The sequence below is a fragment of the Pseudomonas sp. S2_E01 genome (genome assembly GCF_054668365.1).
This window is the reverse complement of the sequence record NZ_CP162762.1, coordinates 520,390-542,143: the sequence shown is the minus strand read 5'-3', so window position 1 is coordinate 542,143 and position 21,754 is coordinate 520,390. Positions and strand designations below refer to the sequence as shown.

The window sequence follows — 21,754 nt, the reverse complement described above, 5'->3', positions numbered from 1 at the left end:
CTCTTTGTGATCAAGGGTGGCGGGTTACCACTGCATCTCGCCCATGGCGACTTTGGCGCTCAGTTCCAGCGAGCTGTCTTCGCCCAGGTTCGGAAAGCGTTTTTTCATGGCGGCGACCAGTGCAGGGCTGTCCTTGGCCTTCACGGTCTCTTCGTCGAAAGCCCGAATGTAATCGGCCGTGAAGTGCACCGCCGCCAGGGAGCGGGCACTTTTGCCCAGGTAATGGCCCGGCACGACGGTGTTCGGCTTGAGGCTTTCGATAGCGTGCAGCGTAGCCAACCAATCAGCATGGGACTGTGCGGTTTGGGTATCGGCCATCCACACGTGGATGTTTTCGGCGACTACCACGCCACCAACCACTGCCTTGATCGAAGGGATCCAGACGAAGCTACGATCCGGCTGCGGGCCTTCAAGGCCCACCACCTGCAACTTCTGCCCTTCGAGCATCAGACTGTCGCCCTTCAGTACGCCCGGCACCAGGGTTTTGGCAGGGGCATCGGCGCCCATCTTCGGCCCCCAATAGGCCATCTTGCCCTGGACGGTCTGCTTGATGTGATCCACGGTTGGCTGCGAGGCGAGCACCCGGGCTTCGGGGAATGCGGCCGTCAGGGTGTCCAGGCCGAAGTAGTAATCAGGGTCACCGTGGCTGATGTAGATGGTGGTCAGGCGCTTGCCGCTGGCGCGGATTCTCTCCACCACCTGGGCGGCCTGCTCGCGACCGAATTGTGCGTCCACCAGGATCGCATCCTTCTCGCCGCTGACCAGCACCGAGGTCACGGGGAAGATCGCCTTCTCGCCGGGGTTGTAGACGTCCAGGGTCAAGCTGGCAGCGCTGGCGTGAGCGGCGAAGGCGAATGCGGCGGTTGCCAGGAGGATGCGTTTGAACAACATGTGAAGCTCCGTCTGTGTGAAGGCCCCCGCCCCCCTGTAGGAGCGAGCTTGCTCGCGATGGCGGTGTATCAGCCCCCATCATTGTCGACTGACACAGCGCTATCGCGAGCAAGCTCGCTCCTACAGGGGGCAGTGTCGCCAAGAATGGAACAGAGCATAGTTGTCAAACTCAGTACAAAAAATGCGATGCTGGAACATAGTTTGTTTCTAAAATCGGGCAAATCATGGATCGTCTACAAGCAATACGGGTGTTCGTCACAGTGGTCGACCTCGGCAGCCAGTCAGCCGCCGCCGATCATCTGGAGCTGTCACGGCCAGTGGTCTCGCGCTATCTGGCAGAGTTGGAAGATTGGGTGGGCGCCCGCCTGATGCACCGCACCACGCGCAAACTGAGTCTGACCGCCGCCGGTAGCGAAATCCTGCCCCGGTGCCGGCAGATGCTTGAACTGTCCACAGACATGCAGACCATCCTCAGCGAACCCGACGAGACACCTCGAGGTCTTTTGCGCATCAGCGTCAGTACATCATTTGGCCAGGCACAACTGGCCGATGCGATGGCGGCTTACGTCAAGCGTTACCCCGGTGTGCGCATCGAATTGCAGATGCTCGACCGAACGGTGAACCTGGTGGACGAGCGTATCGACCTGGCGATTCGCACCAGCAATGACCTGGATCCGAACCTTATCGCCCGGCGACTGACGGTCTGTCGCTCGGTGATCTGCGCGGCACCTGCTTACCTGCAAACACATCCCGCGCCACGGCGGGTCGAAGACCTCAGCCAGCACAACTGCCTGACCCATTCCTATTTCGGCAAGAACCTGTGGCATTTTGAGCAGGACGGCGAACCGGTGTCGATGCCGGTGCAGGGCAATATCAGCGCCAACGAGGCCAGCACCCTGTTGCGCGCGACCATTGCGGGTGCGGGGGTGGCGATGCTCCCTACTTATCAGGCCTACGTACATATCCACAGCGGCGAACTGGTGCGCCTGCTGCCCCACGCCGAACCCCGGCAGATGAACATCTACGCGGTGTACGCCTCGCGCAAGCACATGCCGGCGGCGCTGCGCAGCCTGCTGGATTTTCTGGTGGAGAGGTTTCCACAAGAGCCTGAGTGGGACAAAGGCCTGTAGTCACCACCAATCTACTGTGGGAGCGGCGGTGCCCTGAATACCGCATCACATACAAACCCGCATCACTGGCAACCCACCACCACTGACCTATGCTCAAGTTAGTACCCATGGGTATTCGTTCAGAGGTCAACGCCATGAACATCAAAACAAGAAGATACCTCGCGATTTTCCTGACCTGCGCCGCCACACTGGCGCTGTATGGCACGGCGGCCTGGCGCGTCGAGCAATTGCGGCAACTGCCCCGCGATTACGCCAGCTGCAATTTCGAGCGCTGCATACCTCACAATGCAACGCTCAACGCCCTGCGGTAAAGACGGCTCAGGACCCGTTACCCCGTTCGGCCTTCAAACGGTCGCGGAACGCCTTGGGTGAGATCCCCACCCGGCGGCGGAACAGGCGCGTGAAGTTGGTGGGATCGGAAAATCCCAACACCTCGGACATCTCATAGATGGTCATGCTGGTGTAGGTCAGCAAGCGCTTGGCCTCCAGCAACTGCCGCTCGTGCATGATCTGCAGGGCGGGTTGCCCCGCCAGTTCCCGACAGGTGCCGTTGAGGTGGGACACGGATATACCCAGGCGATGCGCCAGGTCCTCCACCTTGACGTGCTGGCGATAGGTCTCTTCCACCAGTTGGATGAACCCGTTCAGGTACTCCCGCGCGCGTTGCGGACGCTGGCTGGCGTTGCGACGCTGCAACGCCTGGCGGCCGACCCACACCAGGATCACGCTGACCAGCGAATGCATGAGCATTTCCCGGGCGGGTTGATGACCGGTGTATTCGGTTTGCAAGGCGAGGAACAGGCTATTGAGGTAGTCGCTGTCCACGCCCGACGGGTAACTGTCCGCCTGGCCCAGGGCATTGACCGAGTGCCCCAACTGCGCCTGCAAGTGGGCGACCAACGGCGCCGCCAGGGTCACGACAAACCCTTCGACATCCTCGGAAAAACGATAACCATGAACGGACAGCGGCGGCAGGACCAGCACGGCCGGCTCGCTCAACTGTGTTCGATTGCCTTCGATTTCGAGCTCGGCCTGACCTTTGAACACGAAGAGCAACTGGCATAAATCAGCGTGACGATGGGGTTTGATCTCCCATTGGTGTTCGCGACTGCGTTTGGAAATGGTTTCGCAATGCAGCAAGTCCGGCGTCGGCCAATCCAGGCTTTCACCGTAAAGCTTGAACACCGGTATCGAAGGCAGGTCAGGCTTGTTCATCACTTCAATCCAGGCCTCGGAGGTGGCGGGTAGTTTTACACCCATGGACGGAATGTACAGATGGGGCCCAGTTTTCACCCTCAATCGGCAGACCCGCAAGTGAAAATTGCGTCGGCCATTCGTACGCGGCTATCGAATAGCTTGCTACCGACTTACACTGAAGGGCATTACCGACTGCCTTGCGTCTACCCCAAGCCCACTCCCCCCGCAGGTTACCCGTGACCCACCTGAATCACCCCGACACGCCCAGGCCAGCCATTCGCAATGTGCTGATTGCGTTGATGCTGGCGATCTTTCTCGGTGCGCTGGACCAGACCATCGTTGCCGTGTCGATGCCGGCCATTTCCGCACAGTTCAAGGACGTCAGCCTGCTGGCCTGGGTGATTTCCGGCTACATGGTGGCGATGACCGTGGCCGTCCCGATCTACGGCAAATTGGGCGACTTGTACGGGCGGCGTCGGTTGATGCTGTTCGGCATGGGCTTATTCACCCTCGCTTCGCTGTTCTGTGGCATGGCCCAGAGCATGGAGCAACTGGTGCTTGCACGGATCTTCCAGGGCATCGGCGCCGGCGGGATGATTTCGGTCAGCCAGGCGATCATCGGCGACATCGTGCCGCCCCGCGAACGCGGCCGCTACCAAGGCTATTTCAGCAGCATGTACGCCGTGGCCAGCGTCGCCGGCCCGGTACTCGGCGGCTACATGACCGAATACCTGTCGTGGCGCTGGGTGTTCCTGATCAATCTGCCGCTGGGGCTCGGGGCATACTGGGTCGCCCACCGCAACCTGATGGGCCTGCCAATTCCCCAGCGCAAACCGGTCATCGACTACCTCGGCACACTGTTGATGATCACCGGCCTGACCGCCCTGCTCCTTGGCATCACCCAGATCGGGCAAGGCCACTCCTGGCGCAGCAACGAAGTGCTCGGGCTGTTCACGGCGGCGGTATTGATACTGGCCGTGTTCGTCTGGCATGAGGGCCGTGCGCGGGAGCCGCTTCTGCCCATGCACCTGTTCGCCAACCGCAATGCCCTGCTGTGCTGGTGCACGATTTTCTTCACCAGTTTCCAGGCGATTTCGTTGATCGTGCTAATGCCTTTGCGCTTCCAGAGCGTCACAGGTGCCGGGGCCGACAGCGCCGCCTTGCATTTGCTGCCACTGGCAATGGGGTTGCCGATTGGCGCCTATTTCGCAGGTCGTCGAACCTCGGTCACCGGTCGCTACAAACCGCAGATCCTGGCCGGAGCGATCCTGATGCCGATCTCGATCCTGGGCATGGCGCTCAGTGCGCCCCAGGCCTTTGTGCTCAGTAGCCTGTTCATGTTGCTCAGCGGGATCGCCGGCGGCATGCAATTTCCCACTTCGCTGGTGGGCACGCAAAACGCCGTGGACCAGCGCGACATCGGCGTCGCCACGAGCACCACCAACCTGTTCCGCTCACTGGGCGGCGCGGTGGGCGTAGCGCTGATGTCGGCCTTGCTCCTGGCGTTGTTGCAGGATTCGAGTTTTTCTCAACTGGCGGGTTCGACACTGCTGGCAGAGGGGCATTCCGGTAACGTCCTGCTGGACGGCCTGAATGCCGCACCGGGCGATACGCAGGATGCCTTGCGTGCAGAATTGCTGTTGACGTTCAGGCATTTGTTGATGGTCAGCGCCGCGGTGTCACTGCTGGGTCTGGCAGCAGCGGTTGCCATGCCAAACCGGTTGTTGCGCGGGCGTGAGGATAAGGTCAGGTAGACCGCGGTTGCTGTTGTGGGAGCGGGCTTGCTCGCGAAGAGGTCAGCAACATCATCGGCGACTGACACTCCGCCTTCGCGAGCAAGCCCGCAGGCCTCGGTTTCAAGGGCTGTAATACCCCACCGCCACCAGAAAATGCCCGACCTTCTTCAGGTAGGCATGCTTGTCTTCGACCTTGCCGGTAACCGGGTTTTTCCACTTATAGGCGTATTCACCGTGGTCCTGCTGTGCGATCAACGCCAGGATCGGCTCACCCACGGGCTTGCCGTCAGGGTCCTTGATCTTGCTGAAGTCGGTATTGAGCAGGCGCAGGTTGGTGCCATGGGCGACGTACCGCTGGGTGTCCAGGTCGACGACAAACACGTACAGGTCATCCTGCAAATAACCTCCCTTGAGGGAGTTGATGGCCTTGAGCGTGCCCTTTTCGTCCTTGGCCAGATCGACCGCCGCCTTGTTCAGCAGCGCCATGGCCTGTTCCGCCGACGCCCTGGGCAGGTAGTAACCCACCGCGAGGATGCGCTGGCCAATTCGCTGGTAGTACACGTGTTTACGCTCGATCTTGCCGTCGGCCCAGTTCTGCCAGCGATATTCGGCCTCCTGAATGCCATTGCCCTCCGGCACATTCAGGGCGTTCTTGAACGCTGTCTGCAAATCAGGCCCGAGCACCTCGGACACGTCACGCCCAATCAACGCCGAAGAGGGCCCACCGCTGGCCAGCATCACGCCCTTGGTGTCGACCACGAACACGTAGCGGTCCTTGTCGACGAACTCACCCTGGCGACTGAACGCCGCAAACGCCTTGTCACCATGATCGTGGTAATAGGCCAGGGCCTTTTCCAGCAGGGCAATGGCCGCCTTGCTGTCATCCTTTTGCGTCGCAGCCGCCTGCGCCTGCCCCAACAACAGCAGCAACATGCCGCCCACCAACGCCAACCTGTGCAAAAACCCCATTGCCCATCCCTCGCTCTGTCAGTGTTTCAAGAGCGTAGACGGCAATGGGGCATGTATGGATATTCAGCAAACCGCAGTAACAGCTTGATGCTTATGGCTTGGCGCGCAACTGCTGTTGCAGGTTCTGAATCTGCGCCTGAAGGGTGTTGATGTTGCGGGTGACCTGGCCACGGAACGCGTCGAACTCGGCAGTGCTGGATGCGCCGGGCGCGGCGGCCGGGCGATTGTCCTGCTCGCTTTTGAGCACGATCATGTCCTGTTCCAGGCGCTCGATGGCGGCGCTTGGGTTGCCCTGTTTTTTCAGCGCGGCGATATCGGCGCCGAGGCTCTTGAGTTGGGCATCGATCTTGTCGGTGTCCGCTGGCGTGCTTTTCAGCGTGGCCAGCTCGCTGCCGAGGGCTTTGACCTGGGCCTGCAATTGCGAATTGGCAGCCTGTTGCTCGGTGTTCTGGGCAGTGGCTTGAGCCAGGCGCTTGTCCAGCTCGGCGGTTTGCGCGGTCATTTGCGCCAGCCGCTTGTCCAGGTCCGAGGCCTGGCCGGCAACGCCCTGTTGTTGCTTGCCCTGATCCTGAAGGCGGCTTTCCAACTGCTTGATCTGCAGCTTCAGCGCTTCGCTGTCCGAGGTGACGTTGGTCTGGCTGGCGACCACCTTGCCGGAAATGTCCTGCAAGCGCCCCGCCGCATCCTCACTGATGCGTGCGAAACTTTCCTGGGTCGCCACCAGTTGCTGTTCCATCAGCGAGATCTGCTGGAAACTCCACCAGGCCAGGCCCGCGAAAGCGAAGAACAGCGCGCCGACCAGGGCCCACAACGGGCCGGTGCTCGCCGCCCTGACCTTGACCATCGGCGGCGTGCGCGAGTGCACCGTGGTGCGCGCAGGCGTTGGAAAATCATCGTCGTCGAGGACATCGGCCCGCAGGCTCGGCACATCGTCGAAGTCGTCGTTGGCATCGTTACGCATGGACATTGAGTCAACCTTTGTGAAACGCGGTGATGGCATTATGGGCGTGAGTATAAACCCGTGAGCCGCATGGATTGACCCTCAATGCCCCGGCTCGGTTCACTATGGGCAACGTCTGTGTTTCAGCGAATGTCCTGGGCTTTCCACCAGTTGCAGAATTCATCCAGGGCAGTCCAGAGACTGACCTTCGGATCGTAATCCAGATAATGACGCGCGCGACTGATGTCCAGGGTGAAACTTTTGTTCATCACCTGCATGCCCAGCCGTGACAGGGTCGGCTCGGGGCGCCCTGGCCAGAGCTTGCACGCGCCTTCGTTGAGCGCCGCCACCGTGTAGGCAAGGCCGTAGGAACGGTAGCGAGTCACCTGTGGGACATCCATCTGGCGCATGACGTAATTGACCACGTCCCACAAGGGAATTGGCGCTCCGTTACTGATGTTGTAGGCCTTGCCCAGCGCCGAACCGGCGGCCAGCAAGCTGCTGAGCATTGCTTCGTTGAGGTTTTGCACGCTGGTGAAGTCGACCTTGTTCAAGCCGTTGCCGACGATGGCCAGGCGACCTTTGCGCTGCATCTTCAACAAACGCGGAAAAATGCTCATGTCTCCGGCACCGGTGACGAAACGCGGGCGAAGCGCCAGGGTTTCGAGACCGAATTCCTGTGCCCCGAACACCTTTTGCTCGGCCAGGTATTTGGTCGCGGCATAGGGATGTTTGAAGCGTTTTGGCACCTGTTCTTCGGTCAGTCCAAGGTGATCACGACCATCGAAATAGATCGAGGGCGACGACAGATGCACCAGGCGCCGCACGCGCTGCTTGAGGCAGGCTTCGACCACGTTTTCGGTAACCTGCACGTTGCCTTGATGGAAATCTTGATAACGCCCCCACACGCCGACTGCGCCCGCGCAATGCACCACGGCCTCGACATCACGACACAGCGCTCGCGCCAGTTCCGGGTCGCTCAAGTCTCCCGGGACGAACTCGGCACCACGGCGCACCAGGTGTTCGACGCTTTCGGCCCGGCGACCGTTGACCCGAACATCCAGGCCCTGCTCCAGGGCGAAACGCGCAAAGCGTCCGCCAATGAAGCCGCTTGCGCCGGTGACCAGAATCTTCATGAGGTTTCCTTCGGAAACAGCTCCAAGCTGCAAGCTTCAAGCTGATAGTTAAAACAGTTCGCAAGCGCTTCACTTGCCGCTTGCAGCTTGACGCTCATGGCTGGCCCAGAGGCACCAACCAATGCTTCGACGCACGCACCAATTGCTCCGTCAGCAACCCGAGCAACTGCCCACCATTGCGCCAATGATGCCAGTACAACGGCACATCGATGGGCTTATCTGGCAGCAGTTCGCGTAAAACTCCGCGCGCCAGCTGGTCACGAACCTGCAGTTCGGGCACCAGTCCCCAGCCGAGACCGGCCTCGGCCAGGCGCAGGAACCCCTCGGATGACGGGCATAGATGATGTTCGAATCCGCCATCGACACCCAGGGACGCGAGGTAGCGATGCTGGAGGAAATCGTCCGGGCCGAACACCAGCGCCGGCGTTTTCGCCAACCGCTCGGCACGCACGCCGTCCGGAAAATGCCGGACGATGAACTCAGGGCTGGCCATCGCCCGGTAACGCATGGCCCCCAGCAGCACGCTACGCCCGCCGGCTACCGGACGTTCACTGGCGCACAGACATGCGGCCACTTCGCCGGCCTTCATGCGTTTGAGGCCGACGGTCTGGTCTTCCACTACCAGGTCGAGCAGCAGATGCTGCTCCGCGCAAAAATCGCCGACCGCTCCCGCCCACCAGGTGGCGAGGCTGTCGGCATTGAGGGCGATGCGCAGGCGCTCCGGCAGGCCTTCTTCATCCAGCGCCGGGACCAGGCTTTGCAGGTCGCGCTCGAGCAGGCGCACCTGCTGCACATGGTTGAGCAGGCGCCGGCCGATGTCAGTGGGCGCCGGTGGCGTGGCGCGCACCAGCACCGGCTGGCCGACCCGCGCCTCGAGCAACTTGATGCGCTGCGAAATGGCCGATTGCGACAGGCCGAGCACCTGGGCGGCGCGTTCGAAACCGGCCTGTTCGATCACCGCCGCCAGGGCCGAAAGCAGTTTGTAGTCGAACATCAGTTTTCCTAATGAGCAATCAGTAAGATTGGTTTTTCTTATACAGCCTTGGGAAGGACAATAGCCAGCAAGAACTCTTGGACAAGGATCACCCCGATGGCTGGCGAAACCTCCCTGGCAACCCTGCTGCGCAGCATGAGCCCGCAGCTCAATGACGGCGAATACGTGTTCTGCACGTTGCCCGATGGTCAGTTGCCCCACGGCCTGGACATCGTCGGCAGCTTTCGCGAACAGGAAGGCCTGACCGTGATCCTGCCACGCGCCCACGCGCAGCAGGCCGGCTTGAGCTTCGACTATGTCGCCGCCTGGATCACCCTCAACGTGCACTCGGCATTGCAAGCCGTTGGCCTGACCGCCGCCTTCGCCACGGCACTGAGCCAGGCCGGCATCAGCTGCAATGTGATCGCCGGCTACTACCACGACCATTTGTTCGTCGGCCAGGCCGACGCCGAACGCGCCATGCAAGTGCTGCGCGACCTGGCAGCGAACGCGGAGTAACGACCCATGTGGCAAAGTTATGTGAACGGCCTGTTGGTGGCCGCGGGGCTGATCATGGCGATCGGCACCCAGAACGCTTTCGTCCTGGCGCAGAGCCTGCGGCGCGAACATCACCTGCCGGTAGCGGCACTGTGTGTGACCTGCGATGCGTTGCTGGTGGCCGCCGGTGTCTTCGGCCTGACGACTGTGCTGGCGCAAAACCCGACCTTGCTGGCCATCGCCCGCTGGGGTGGTGCGGCGTTCCTGCTGTGGTACGGCAGCCTCGCGCTGCGTCGTGCCTGCTCCCGGCAGAGCCTGCAACAAGGGGAAAACCAGACGGTACGATCACTGCGTGCGGTCATGCTCAGTGCCCTGGCGGTGACGTTGCTCAACCCGCACGTCTACCTGGACACGGTGCTGCTGATCGGCTCGCTGGGCGCCCAACAGACCGAGCCCGGTGCCTATGTCGTCGGCGCGGCCAGTGCGTCGCTGCTGTGGTTCTTTACCCTGGCGTTGGGCGCCGCCTGGCTGGCCCCCTGGCTGGCACGCCCCAGCACCTGGCGAATCCTCGACTTGCTGGTGGCGGTGATGATGTTCACCGTGGCAGCGCAGTTGATCACTAGCGCCTGATTTATTCCAAAAGGCTCTGGAACCTCTATTCCACACAGTTGTTGCGTGGTTATGCCGCCACCCCGGTGCTATGATCCGGTTCGATGCGCCGCAAAGAGTACAAACTCCCCGGCGCTTTGTCTGGCCGCCCGTGATCGGCCTTGCGCCCACCGCAAACTGACCTGATTAGGAGAATGATCATGGCTTTCGAATTGCCGCCGCTGCCTTACGCCCACGATGCCCTGCAGCCGCACATTTCCAAGGAAACCCTGGAATACCACCACGACAAGCACCACAACACCTACGTCGTGAACCTGAACAATCTGGTGCCTGGCACCGAGTTCGAAGGCAAGACCCTGGAAGAAATCGTCAAGTCTTCCTCGGGCGGCATCTTCAACAACGCCGCTCAAGTCTGGAACCACACTTTCTACTGGAACTGCCTGGCGCCAAACGCCGGTGGTCAACCAACCGGCGCACTGGCTGAAGCCATCAACGCGGCCTTCGGTTCGTTCGACAAGTTCAAGGAAGAGTTCAGCAAAACCTCCATCGGCACCTTCGGTTCCGGCTGGGGCTGGCTGGTGAAAAAAGCTGACGGTTCCCTGGCCCTGGCCAGCACCATCGGCGCCGGCAACCCGCTGACCAACGGCGACACCCCGCTGCTGACCTGCGACGTCTGGGAACACGCCTACTACATCGACTACCGCAACGTTCGTCCGAAATACGTCGAAGCGTTCTGGAACCTGGTCAACTGGAAATTCGTGGCTGAGCAATTCGAAGGCAAGACCTTCAAAGCTTAAGCTCGATGCCAGACAAAAAACCCGGCCTTGGCCGGGTTTTTTTATGCCCTGGCCATCCCCCATCCCTGTAGGAGCGAGCTTGTCGAGGCGTCGAACCGTCGCGATGGTAGCCCAGGCACCGCCGACATCCAGACACCCCGCTTCATCGTTGACGACCATCGCGAGTAAACTCGCTCCTACAGAAGATCCAGATCAAAAGCGCACCGGGGCCCTCTGTAGGAGCGAGCTTGCTCGCGATGGTGGCCCAGGCACCGCCGACATCCAGACACCCCGCGTCATCGTTGACGACCATCGCGAATAAATTCGCTCCTACAGAAGATCAAGCTCAACCGCGCACCGGGGCCCTCTGTAGGAGCGAGCTTGCTCGCGATGGTGGCCCAGGCACCGCGGGCATCCAGGCTGCCCGCGTCATCGTTGACGACCATCGCGAGCAAGCTCGCTCTTACAGGGATGATGTACACCGGTAGGAATGGGTTGGCTGCATGAACACCATCGCGGGCAAGCTGAACTGGCCTAATGATTTTGGACACTTCAATCGGGCGCTATGATAGCGCCCAAATCTGAGGTGTTTGGATATGCGTAAATCCTATTCGAGTGAGTTCAAGCTCAAGGCTGCCAGCATGGTGTTGGATGAAGGTCAGCCGGTTACCGAAGTCTGTGCCAGCCTGGATATCGGCCCCACAGCCCTGCGCCGTTGGGTTGATCAAGTGCAAAAAGAGCGCTTGGGCTCGACTCCGGTGGGGGCCAAGGCGATTACCGCTGATCAACGAGAAATCCAGAGACTCAAAGCTCTGCTCAGAGAGAAAGACCTGGATATCGAAATCCTAAAAAAGGCCAGTGCTCTCCTGCTTTTGGACGCCAAAGATCATTCACGCTGATCGATGAGCTGGGCGAGCAGTACGGCGTTAAAAAGTGTTGCCGGGCGTTTGGGGGCAACCGCAGTAGCTTTTACGCCTGGCGCCAGCGCCAAGGCAGAGCAAATCCTGAACGGGACAAGCTCAAAGCCGCGTTGGTCAGGCACCACAAGGCGTCCAGAGAGTCGGCCGGCGCACGTACTTTGTCCAAGGAGCTACAAGCCAAAGGGCATCGTATCGGGCGTTATATGGCTCGCAGTTTGATGCGCGAAGCTGGCATCGCTAGTCGTCAGCGCCGGCGCCATAAGTACAAGTCGCCGGGTGTGGAGGCCTTGGTGGCGCCGCACGTGCTCAAGCGAAAATTTGATGTGACGGCGGTTAATCAGGTGTGGTGTGGCGACGTGACATACATCAAGGTCGGCAAGCGGTGGATGTACTTCGCCGCCGTTTTGGATCTGTACGCTCGCAGGATCGTAGGGTGGTCGTTTTCGATGATTTCTGATGCCAACCTGACCTGCGAAGCGCTACGCATGGCGGTTGAGCTGCGCGGCCATCCCCAGGATGTGTTGTTTCATTCTGATCAAGGTTGCCAGTACACCAGCCATAAATTCCGAAATGCGCTTGTGAAACATCGGTTCAGGCAAAGTATGAGCCGTAAAGGCGAGTGCTGGGACAATGCCCCGATGGAGCGTTTCTTTGGTAGTTTGAAGTCCGAGTGGGTGCCTGAAACGGGCTACAAACTGGAGCATGAGGCCCGGGCAGATGTGCAGCGCTATGTCTCGCGCTACAACATCAGCAGGCCTCACAGCTATAACGACTACAGGTCGCCGGTCGTGAAGGAAAGATTGGCGGCGTGAACCGTAATCAGTGTCCAAGATTACTTGACCAGTTCAAGCCCGCTCCCACACGGGCAAGCATCCAGCCGCAAAAATGAAACCCACCCCACTCCTCTTGCCCCCGCGCCAGACCCGTCTACCATCAACCTGAAGGAATTTTCTCCCCGCCCCCTCAAGTTGAAGGACTCGACTACCGAAACAGTACGAATAAGCGCGAATACTCCAGATAGCAGCATTTCGGCCAACCCACAGGTAAATCTTCCTGTGTTCGATTGTCCCTTTGACTGCCATCTCGGGATTGCCAATACTCATGGCTACTTGATGCTACCCGCATGGAACAAGGAATGACTCTTTGAAGCTGGAACTCAAGAACAGCTTGTCGGTAAAGTTGCTCCGGGTCGTGCTGTTGTCGGCATTGATCGTTGGCGTGGTCTTGAGCTGCGCGCAGATCGTTTTCGATGCCTATAAGACGAACCAGGCCGTGGCCAGCGATGCGCAGCGCATCCTCGACATGTTTCGCGACCCCTCAACCCAGGCCGTTTACAGCCTGGACCGGGAAATGGGCATGCAGGTCATCGAAGGCCTGTTCCAGGACGATGCCGTGCGCCAGGCGTCCATCGGTCACCCCAATGAAGCGATGCTCGCGCAGAAGTCCCGCGATCTGCAGGCGTCCAACAGCCGCTGGCTGACCGACCTTATTCTCGGCAAGGAACGCACATTCACCACACAATTGGTCGGCCGTGGCCCTTACAGCGAGTATTACGGCGACCTCAGCATCACCCTCGACACGGCCACTTATGGCCAGGGTTTTATCGTCAGTTCGGTGATCATCTTCATTTCGGGGGTCCTGCGCGCCCTGGCCATGGGGTTGGTCTTGTATCTGGTCTATCACTGGCTGCTGACCAAACCACTGTCACGCATCATCGAGCACCTGACCGAAATCAACCCGGACCGTCCCAGCGAACACAAGATCCCGCAGCTCAAGGGGCACGAAAAAAACGAATTGGGGATCTGGATCAGCACCGCCAATCAGTTGCTCGAATCCATCGAGCGCAACACCCATCTGCGCCATGAAGCGGAAAACAGCCTGCTGCGCATGGCCCAGTACGACTTCCTCACCGGCCTGCCGAACCGCCAGCAACTGCAGACGCAACTGGACAAAATCCTGGTTGACGCCGGCAAGTTGCAGCGTCGGGTCGCGGTGTTGTGTGTCGGCCTCGACGACTTCAAAGGCATCAACGAACAGTTCAGCTACCAGACCGGCGACCAGTTGCTGCTGGCCCTGGCCGACCGCCTGCGTGCCCACAGCGGTCGCCTGGGGGCTCTGGCCCGCCTGGGCGGCGACCAATTCGCCCTGGTGCAGGCCGACATCGAACAACCCTACGAGGCGGCGGAACTGGCACAGAACATTCTCGATGACCTGGAGGCGCCCTTCGCCCTCGATCACCAGGAAATTCGCCTGCGAGCCACGATCGGTATCACCCTGTTTCCCGAAGATGGCGACAGCACCGAGAAGCTGCTGCAAAAGGCCGAGCAGACCATGACGCTGGCCAAGACCCGTTCACGCAACCGTTATCAGTTCTACATTGCCAGCGTCGATACCGAGATGCGCCGTCGTCGTGAGCTGGAAAAAGACCTGCGCGATGCCCTGACCCGAGATCAGTTCTACCTGGTTTATCAACCCCAGATCAGCTACCGCGATCAGCGCGTGGTGGGCGTTGAGGCGTTGATTCGCTGGCAGCACCCCGAGCACGGGCTGGTGCCGCCGGATCTGTTCATCCCTCTGGCGGAGCAGAACGGCACCATCATCGCCATCGGCGAGTGGGTGCTGGACCATGCGTGCAAGCAACTGCGCGATTGGCATGACCAGGGTTTCACCGAACTGCGCATGGCGGTGAACCTGTCGACCGTGCAACTGCACCACGCCGAGCTGCCGCGAGTGGTCAACAACCTGCTGCAGATGTACCGTCTGCCACCGCGCAGTCTGGAGCTGGAAGTCACCGAAACCGGCCTGATGGAAGACATCAGCACCGCAGCCCAGCACTTGCTTAGCCTGCGCCGCTCCGGCGCGCTGATCGCCATCGACGACTTCGGTACCGGATATTCATCGCTGAGCTACTTGAAGAGCTTGCCGCTGGACAAGATCAAGATCGACAAGAGCTTCGTGCAGGACCTGCTCGATGACGATGACGACGCCACCATCGTTCGCGCCATCATCCAACTGGGCAAGAGCCTGGGCATGCAGGTCATCGCCGAAGGTGTGGAAACTGCCGAGCAAGAGGCCTACATCATTTCCGAAGGCTGCCATGAAGGTCAGGGCTACTTCTACAGCAAACCGCTGCCGGCGCGAGAGCTGGGCGCCTACATGAAGCAGGCTCAGCGCACCAACGCGGCAATCCTCTGATGTTGAAATCCTGTAGGAGCGAGCATGCTCGCGATGGAGGTCAACGATAACGCGGGAAGTCTGACACCCCGCGGCGTTCATCAGTCCATCGCGAGCATGCTCGCTCCTACAGGGGGTAGCGCCCCTCCCGAATAAGAAATATTTCCAACAACAACCCTTTACACATAATGCGAAAGATTTGCATTATGTGGCAGTTTTGCGCGCCGGGCGCGTCTCCACCCCCTCTCGAAGCAGGATGTTCGCCATGATTCGTATGCCTCTGGCTACCGCCAGTCTGTTGGCCATCGCTATTTCCCTCGCCGGTTGCGGCGAAGGCAAAGACAAAGAAAAAGCCGCCGCACCTGTGCCGGCCGCCAGCACCGCTGCGGCCCCGGCTGCTCCAGCCGCCGCGCCAGCCGCTGCCGGTAAAGTCGATGAAGCCGCCGCCAAGGCCGTTGTCGCTCACTACGCCGACATCGTTTACGCCGTTTACAGCGATGCCGAATCCACTGCAAAAACCCTGCAGACTGCCGTCGACGCCTTCCTCGCCAAGCCGAACGCCGAGACCCTCAAAGCTGCCAAGGCCGCCTGGGTTGCGTCCCGCGTACCTTACCTGCAGAGCGAAGCGTTCCGCTTCGGCAACACCATCATCGACGACTGGGAAGGTCAGGTGAACGCCTGGCCATTGGACGAAGGCCTGATCGACTACGTCGACAAATCCTACGAGCACGCTTTGGGTAACCCAGGCGCTACGGCCAACATCATCGCCAACACCGAGATCCAGGTTGGCGAAGACAAGATCGACGTCAAGGAAATCACTCCGGAAAAACTCGCCAGCCTCAACGAGCTGGGCGGTTCCGAAGCCAACGTCGCGACCGGCTACCACGCCATCGAATTCCTGCTCTGGGGCCAGGACCTGAACGGCACCGGCCCTGGTGCCGGCAACCGTCCGGCTTCGGACTACCTGGAAGGCGCCGGCGCCACCGGCGGCCACAACGACCGTCGTCGTGCTTACCTGAAAGCGGTGACCGAGTTGCTGGTCAGCGACCTGGAAGAAATGGTCGGCAACTGGAAACCAAACGTAGCCGACAACTATCGCGCCACCCTGGAAGCGGAACCGGGTGACGTCGGCCTGCGTAAAATGCTGTTCGGCATGGGCAGCCTGTCCCTGGGCGAACTGGCTGGCGAGCGCATGAAGGTTTCGCTGGAAGCCAACTCCCCTGAAGACGAACACGATTGCTTCAGCGACAACACCCACTACTCGCAGTTCTACGATGCCAAGGGCATTCGTAACGTGTACCTGGGCGAATACACTCGCGTCGACGGCACCAAGATGACCGGAGCCAGCCTGTCGTCCCTGGTGGCCAAGGCCGACGCCGCCGCGGATACCGCGCTTAAAGCTGACCTTGCCGCCACCGAAGCGAAAATGCAGGTCATCGTCGATCACGCCCTCAAGGGTGAGCACTACGACCAACTGATCGCGGCGGGCAACACCGCCGGCAACCAGATCGTGCGCGACGCCATCGCCGCCCTGGTCAAGCAGACCGGTTCGATCGAAGCCGCCGCTGGCAAGCTGGGCATCACCGACCTCAACCCGGACAACGCTGATCACGAGTTCTGATCGACGCTGGTTGCCTGAAGAAAGCCCCGACTCGTCGGGGCTTTTTTATGCTTCCCGCTCCCTGTAGGAGCGAGCATGCTCGCGATGGACGCAAGAACACCGCGGGGTATCAGGTAACCAGCGTCATCGTTAACGACCATCGCGAGCATGCTCGCTCCTACAGGTGAAGGGGTAGACGGGCAATCAAACGATAATTCCTCTTATTCAAACTCCCCCGCCCTGTTAGACTTTGCGCCCTTGTTTTGCTCGTCTCGCAGGATGTCTGATGCCCTCGCTGCTTCTTCGCTTGTCCGCACTGGTTCTGGCCCTGGGCCTGAGTGCCTGCGATGACGCCCCGCGTTTTACCAAAGCCGAGCCCGGCGAAGCCCGTTCCGGTGGCCAGGCAACCGTGCGCAAGACCGACCAGAACGCCTTTTCCCTGCCGTCTGCCAACCTGCCGCCGTCCAGGCGCGTGGATTTCAGCGTTGGCAACAGCTTCTTCCGCAACCCCTGGGTGATCGCCCCCTCGACCACAACCGCCCGCGATGGCCTCGGCCCGTTGTTCAACACCAACGCTTGCCAGAACTGCCACATCAAGGACGGGCGCGGCCATCCGCCGGCGCCCGATGCCTCGAACGCCGTGTCGATGCTGGTGCGCCTGTCGATTCCCGATACGCCAGCCTATGCCAAACTCATCGAGCAGAACGGCGTGGTTCCGGAACCCGTCTACGGCGGACAATTCCAGGACATGTCCATTCCAGGCGTAGTCCCGGAAGGCAAGGTGCGGGTCGACTACACGCCCGTGTCGGTGCGCTTCAAGGACGGCACCGAGGTCGAGCTGCGTAAGCCGAGCCTGAAAATCACCCAGTTGGGCTATGGCCCGATGCACCCCGACACGCGGTTTTCTGCGCGGGTGGCGCCGCCGATGATTGGGCTGGGTTTGCTCGAAGCCATTCCCGACGAGGCGATCCTGGCCAACGCCAAGGCTCAAGAGAAAGAAAACAACGGCATCGCCGGGCGTCCGAACCAGGTGTGGGATGACGCCCAGCAGAAAACAGTCCTCGGCCGCTTTGGCTGGAAGGCCGGGCAACCGAACCTCAATCAACAAAATGTTCATGCGTTTTCGGGTGACATGGGCCTCACCACCCGCCTGAGACCGTTTGATGACTGCACCGACACGCAAACCGCGTGCAAACAGGCGCCCAACGGTAATGGAGCGGATGGCGAGCCGGAAGTCAGCGACAACATCCTGCGCCTGGTGCTGTTTTACAGTCGCAATCTCGCCGTACCGGCGCGCCGCGATGTGGGCTCGCCGCAAGTGCTGGCGGGCAAGAACCTGTTTTTCCAGGCCCGTTGCCAGTCCTGCCACACGCCGAAATACACCACTGGCGCCAACGCCGCTGAACCTGAACTGGCCAATCAAGTGATTCGCCCTTACAGCGACCTGCTGTTGCACGACATGGGCGACGGCCTGGCCGACAATCGCACTGAATTCAAGGCCGGTGGCCGCGACTGGCGCACTCCGCCGTTGTGGGGCATCGGCCTGACCGAGGCCGTCAGCGGCCACACCCAATTCCTGCATGACGGCCGCGCCCGCAACCTGCTCGAAGCCGTGCTCTGGCATGGCGGCGAAGCGAAAGCGGCGCAGCAACAGGTGTTGTCTTTTAATGCCGAGCAGCGCGCCGCGTTGCTGGCCTTTTTGAACTCTCTATAAATCCAGAATCGGGAGCCCGACATGTTCCGCCCCAAACTGTTGTTCACCAGCCTAGCGGCTATCGCCCTCGGCGCCTGCTCGCCGCAGGACCCACAGGCTGTGACCTCGGCCGCCATCGCCAAGTCGGTGATCCTGCCGACCTACACCCGTTGGGTCGAGGCTGACCGCCAGTTGGCCGTGAGCGCGCTCGCCTACTGCGAAGGCAAGGAAACCCTGGACACCGCCCGGGCCGACTTCCTGCACGCGCAGAAGGCGTGGGCCGAGCTGCAACCGTTGCTGATCGGCCCGTTGGCTGAGGGCAACCGCGCCTGGCAGGTGCAATTCTGGCCGGACAAAAAGAACCTCGTCGGCCGTCAGGTCGAGCAACTGATCGTTGCCCAGCCGCAGATCGATGCCGCAGCGTTGGCCAAGTCCAGCGTAGTGGTCCAGGGCCTCTCCGCCTACGAGTACATCCTGTTCGACAGCAAGCCCGATATGGCCAACGCCGAGCAGAAAGCCAAGTACTGCCCGCTGTTGATCGCCATCGGCGAGCGCCAGAAGCAATTGGCCGAGGACATCCTCAAAGGCTGGAACAATACCGACGGTATGCTCGCGCAGATGAGCAAGTTTCCGAACCAGCGCTATGCCGATTCCCACGAAGCCATCGCTGATCTCTTGCGTGTGCAGGTCACTGCGCTCGACAGCCTGAAGAAAAAACTCGGCACCCCGATGGGCCGCCAGACCAAGGGCGTTCCGCAACCGTTCCAAGCCGATGCCTGGCGCAGCCAGTCGTCGCTGACGGGGCTGGAAGCCAGCCTCGCGGCCGCCAAAACCGTGTGGGAAGGCGTTGATAACAAAGGTCTGCGCGGCCTGCTGCCGAGCGAGCAGAAACCCTTGGCCGACAAGATCGATGCCGCCTATGCAGCGTCCTTGAAGCTGTTCGCCAGCAATCAGCGCTCGCTGACCGAAATGCTCGGCGACGATGCCGGTCGCCAACAGCTCAACGATCTTTACGACAGCCTCAACGTTGTCCATCGCCTGCACGAAGGCGAGCTGGCCAAGGCGCTGGGCATCCAACTGGGCTTCAACGCCAACGACGGTGACTGATGAGGGCAAGTGCCATGCTGCGACGACAGGCTCTGACGTTAGGTAGTTTGCTGCTGGGAGCAGTGACGCTGGGCGGCTGGAAGCTGTTCAAGCAAAAGGACCAGAGCCCGTTGCTGCTGTCGGCGCGGGACGATGGCGACGGCAAGCATTATGCCGTCGGTTATCGACTGGACGGCACCCGGGTGTTCGCCACCCAGGTCGGCCAGCGCTGCCACGACATCATCAATCACCCGACGCTGCCGATCACCCTGTTCGTCGCACGGCGCCCTGGCACCGAAAGCTACCTGGTCGACCTGCGCGACGGCACATTGCTGCAGACGGTGGTCTCGCAACCGAACCGGCATTTTTATGGGCACGCGGTGATCCACAAGGGTGGCGACTGGCTGTACGCCACCGAAAACGACACGTCCGACCCGGGCCGCGGCCTGCTCGGCGTGTACAAGTTCGAGGGTGAACGCCTGGTGCACAGCGGCGAGATCTCCACCCACGGCATCGGCCCGCATCAGGTGTCGTGGCTACCCGATGGCGAAACCCTGGTGGTGGCCAACGGCGGCATTCGCACCGAAGCCGAAAGCCGGGTCGAGATGAACCTCGATGCCATGGAGCCGAGCCTGGTGCTGATGCAACGCGACGGCACCCTGCTGAGCAAGGAAACCCTCGCGCAGCAGATGAACAGCGTGCGCCACCTTGGCATTGCCAGCGACGGCACCATCGTCGCCGGCCAGCAATTCATGGGGCCGTCCCACGAGTCCTCGGAGTTGCTGGCGATCAAGCGTCCCGGCCAGCCGTTCGTGGCGTTCCCGGTGCCCGAGCACCAATTGCAGGCCATGGGGCACTACACCGCCAGCGTCGCCGTGCACAGCGACTTGCGCCTGGTGGCGTTGACTGCACCGAGGGGCAATCGCTTTTTCATCTGGGACCTGGACAGCGGTGAAGTGCGCCTGGATGCGCCGCTGCCCGATTGCGCCGGGGTCGGTGCCGTGGCCGACGGTTTTGTCGTGACGTCGGGACAAGGTCGCTGCCGTTATTACGATTGCCGCCAGACAAACCTTGTAGCAAAACCGCTGGAGCTGCCGGCGGGGCTCTGGGACAACCATCTGCACTTGATGGCGTAACACACCTGTAGCCACCGGCGTGCCTGTGCCGGTGGCTACGGTGACCCCTGTGATTTCTATCAGTTGGAATCCCCTTCCCAGTCGCGGTAATGTGCCGGTCTGTCTCGCCTGATTTCTCCAAGGAACTGGAAATATGCTGCGTCGCCGCATGCTGATCATGTTGGGTGTTGTTCTGTTGATCGTGCTGATCCTGGCCGGTTACAAGGCCTGGTCCATCTACACGATGATTCAGACCTTCTCCGCGCCAAAACCACCGATCAGTGTCGCCGTGGCCACGGCCAGCGAGCAGCCATGGCAGGCGCGTCTGCCCAGTGTTGGCACGCTGAAGGCCTTGCAGGGTGTGGACCTGAGCCTGGAGACCGACGGCACCGTGATCGACCTGCAGTTCGAATCCGGGCAGAAGGTCAAGGTCGGCCAGCCGCTGCTGCGCCTCGACAGCAAGGTCGAATCAGCCTTGCTCGAAACCGCCGAGGCCGACCTTGGGCTGGCCCAGCTCGATTATGGTCGCGGTAGCCAACTGGTTGGCAGCCAGGCCATTTCCAAAGGTGAATTCGACCGACTGTCGGCCGTGCTGAAAAAGAGCAAGGCCACGGTCAATCAGCTCAAGGCGGCCCTTGGCAAGAAGAGCATCGCCGCACCGTTCACCGGCACCATCGGTATTCGCCAGGTGGACGTTGGCGATTACCTGGCGAGCGGCGCCGTGATCGCTACGCTTCAAGACCTCAGCAGCCTCTATGTCGACTTCTTCGTGCCCGAGCAGTCGGTGCCGAAGATTGCCCTCGGCCAGCCCGTCGATATCCTGGTCGCGGCGTACCCCTCCCAGACCTTCCCCGGCAGGATCAGCGCGATCAATCCGAAACTCGAGAACAGCACGCGCAACATGCAGGTGCGTGCGACCCTGGCTAACCCGGACGGCAAGTTGTTGCCGGGCATGTTTGCCAACCTGCAGGTGATGCTGCCCGATCCGAAACCAAGCATCGTCGTGCCGGAAAGCGCCATCACCTATACGCTGTACGGCAACTCGCTGTATATCGTCGCGCAGAAAAAGACCGAGAGCGGCGAGGTGGAAAAAAACGACAAGGGTGAGCCGATCCTGATCGCCGAACGTCGTTTCATCGAAACCGGCGAACGCCGCGAAGGTGTGGTGGTGATTACCAAGGGCGTGCAAAACGGCGAGAAAGTGGTCACGGCCGGCCAGATCAAACTGGACAATGGTGCACGCATTGCCATCAGCGACGACAAAACCCTAGGCGAGAAGAACAGCCCGCCGCGTGCGGACTGATCAAGGAA

General features: G+C 60.9%; 19 protein-coding genes. 13 read left to right on the top strand and 6 right to left on the bottom strand.

Translation table 11 applies throughout. From position 1 onward, the window contains the following. Nucleotides 1-24 precede the first annotated feature (24 nt). Complete coding sequence (locus AB4O36_RS02580; RefSeq protein WP_460140997.1) at nt 25-891, bottom strand: MBL fold metallo-hydrolase; 867 nt, start codon at nt 889-891, stop codon at nt 25-27. 224 nt (nt 892-1,115) lie between these two features. Here AB4O36_RS02580 and AB4O36_RS02575 point away from each other — a divergent pair, with 224 nt between their 5' ends. Together AB4O36_RS02575 and AB4O36_RS02570 are read left to right on the top strand one after the other, a co-directional pair. Continuing rightward, a complete protein-coding gene (locus AB4O36_RS02575; protein WP_460121420.1) occupies nt 1,116-2,021 on the top strand; it encodes a LysR family transcriptional regulator in 906 nt (301 codons plus the stop codon). Nucleotides 2,022-2,128: 107 nt separating this feature from the next. Further along, a complete protein-coding gene (locus AB4O36_RS02570; protein ID WP_368557740.1) occupies nt 2,129-2,332 on the top strand; it encodes a hypothetical protein in 204 nt (67 codons plus the stop codon). A 7-nt stretch (nt 2,333-2,339) separates the two neighbouring features. On the opposite strand, the gene AB4O36_RS02565 is transcribed toward AB4O36_RS02570, so the two are convergent. Next, entirely contained in the window at nt 2,340-3,236 is an 897-nt protein-coding gene (locus AB4O36_RS02565) for a helix-turn-helix domain-containing protein (RefSeq protein ID WP_460121418.1), read from the bottom strand. Nucleotides 3,237-3,454: 218 nt separating this feature from the next. Between AB4O36_RS02565 and AB4O36_RS02560 the strand changes: the two genes are divergently transcribed. Beyond that, the gene (locus tag AB4O36_RS02560) at nt 3,455-4,972 is read left to right on the top strand and encodes an MDR family MFS transporter (RefSeq protein ID WP_460140996.1); all 1,518 of its coding nucleotides are present in this window, start codon (nt 3,455-3,457) and stop codon (nt 4,970-4,972) included. Nucleotides 4,973-5,074: 102 nt separating this feature from the next. Here the strand turns inward: AB4O36_RS02560 and AB4O36_RS02555 are convergent, their stop codons facing one another. The 4 genes from AB4O36_RS02555 to AB4O36_RS02540 all read right to left on the bottom strand — a co-directional run bounded on the left by AB4O36_RS02555 (nt 5,075) and on the right by AB4O36_RS02540 (nt 8,993). Then, complete coding sequence (locus AB4O36_RS02555; RefSeq protein ID WP_460140995.1) at nt 5,075-5,923, bottom strand: cache domain-containing protein; 849 nt, start codon at nt 5,921-5,923, stop codon at nt 5,075-5,077. Between the two features lie 91 nt (nt 5,924-6,014). Continuing rightward, complete coding sequence (locus AB4O36_RS02550) at nt 6,015-6,890, bottom strand: ATPase (RefSeq protein WP_460140994.1); 876 nt, start codon at nt 6,888-6,890, stop codon at nt 6,015-6,017. Nucleotides 6,891-7,006: 116 nt separating this feature from the next. Next, the gene (locus tag AB4O36_RS02545) at nt 7,007-7,999 is read right to left on the bottom strand and encodes an NAD-dependent epimerase/dehydratase family protein (RefSeq protein ID WP_460140993.1); all 993 of its coding nucleotides are present in this window, start codon (nt 7,997-7,999) and stop codon (nt 7,007-7,009) included. Nucleotides 8,000-8,093: 94 nt separating this feature from the next. Further along, nucleotides 8,094-8,993: a LysR family transcriptional regulator ArgP gene (locus tag AB4O36_RS02540; protein WP_460121408.1), complete on the bottom strand. Its 900-nt coding sequence runs from the start codon at nt 8,991-8,993 to the stop codon at nt 8,094-8,096. Nucleotides 8,994-9,089: 96 nt separating this feature from the next. On the opposite strand from AB4O36_RS02540, the gene AB4O36_RS02535 reads away from it, so the two are divergent. The 10 genes from AB4O36_RS02535 (at nt 9,090) to AB4O36_RS02490 (ending at nt 21,746) form a co-directional block, all read left to right on the top strand. Next, nucleotides 9,090-9,491, top strand: coding sequence for an ACT domain-containing protein (locus tag AB4O36_RS02535; RefSeq protein WP_460140992.1), 402 nt, complete (start codon nt 9,090-9,092; stop codon nt 9,489-9,491). A gap of 6 nt (nt 9,492-9,497) precedes the next feature. Beyond that, nucleotides 9,498-10,100 (top strand): LysE/ArgO family amino acid transporter, encoded by a 603-nt coding sequence (locus AB4O36_RS02530; RefSeq protein ID WP_460140991.1) that lies wholly within the window; start codon nt 9,498-9,500, stop codon nt 10,098-10,100. Between the two features lie 179 nt (nt 10,101-10,279). After that, nucleotides 10,280-10,876, top strand: a complete 597-nt coding sequence (locus tag AB4O36_RS02525) for a superoxide dismutase (protein ID WP_460121402.1) — start codon at nt 10,280-10,282, stop codon at nt 10,874-10,876. A 575-nt stretch (nt 10,877-11,451) separates the two neighbouring features. Next, a protein-coding gene (locus AB4O36_RS02520; RefSeq protein WP_460140388.1) for an IS3 family transposase occupies nt 11,452-12,587 on the top strand; the annotation gives its coding sequence in 2 pieces (ribosomal slippage) (nt 11,452-11,701 and nt 11,701-12,587; 1,137 coding nt in all). Between the two features lie 331 nt (nt 12,588-12,918). Beyond that, nucleotides 12,919-14,970, top strand: coding sequence for a putative bifunctional diguanylate cyclase/phosphodiesterase (locus tag AB4O36_RS02515; RefSeq protein WP_460121400.1), 2,052 nt, complete (start codon nt 12,919-12,921; stop codon nt 14,968-14,970). A 244-nt stretch (nt 14,971-15,214) separates the two neighbouring features. Then, nucleotides 15,215-16,570, top strand: a complete 1,356-nt coding sequence (locus AB4O36_RS02510; RefSeq protein ID WP_460140990.1) for an imelysin family protein — start codon at nt 15,215-15,217, stop codon at nt 16,568-16,570. A gap of 265 nt (nt 16,571-16,835) precedes the next feature. Then, nucleotides 16,836-18,263 (top strand): di-heme oxidoreductase family protein, encoded by a 1,428-nt coding sequence (locus AB4O36_RS02505; RefSeq protein ID WP_460140989.1) that lies wholly within the window; start codon nt 16,836-16,838, stop codon nt 18,261-18,263. Nucleotides 18,264-18,284: 21 nt separating this feature from the next. Beyond that, complete coding sequence (locus AB4O36_RS02500; RefSeq protein ID WP_460140988.1) at nt 18,285-19,349, top strand: imelysin family protein; 1,065 nt, start codon at nt 18,285-18,287, stop codon at nt 19,347-19,349. Nucleotides 19,350-19,363: 14 nt separating this feature from the next. After that, on the top strand, nt 19,364-20,464 hold the full coding sequence (locus AB4O36_RS02495) for a DUF1513 domain-containing protein (RefSeq protein WP_460140987.1): 1,101 nt from the start codon (nt 19,364-19,366) through the stop codon (nt 20,462-20,464). Nucleotides 20,465-20,597: 133 nt separating this feature from the next. Continuing rightward, entirely contained in the window at nt 20,598-21,746 is a 1,149-nt protein-coding gene (locus AB4O36_RS02490) for an efflux RND transporter periplasmic adaptor subunit (RefSeq protein ID WP_460121389.1), read from the top strand. Nucleotides 21,747-21,754 lie beyond the last annotated feature (8 nt).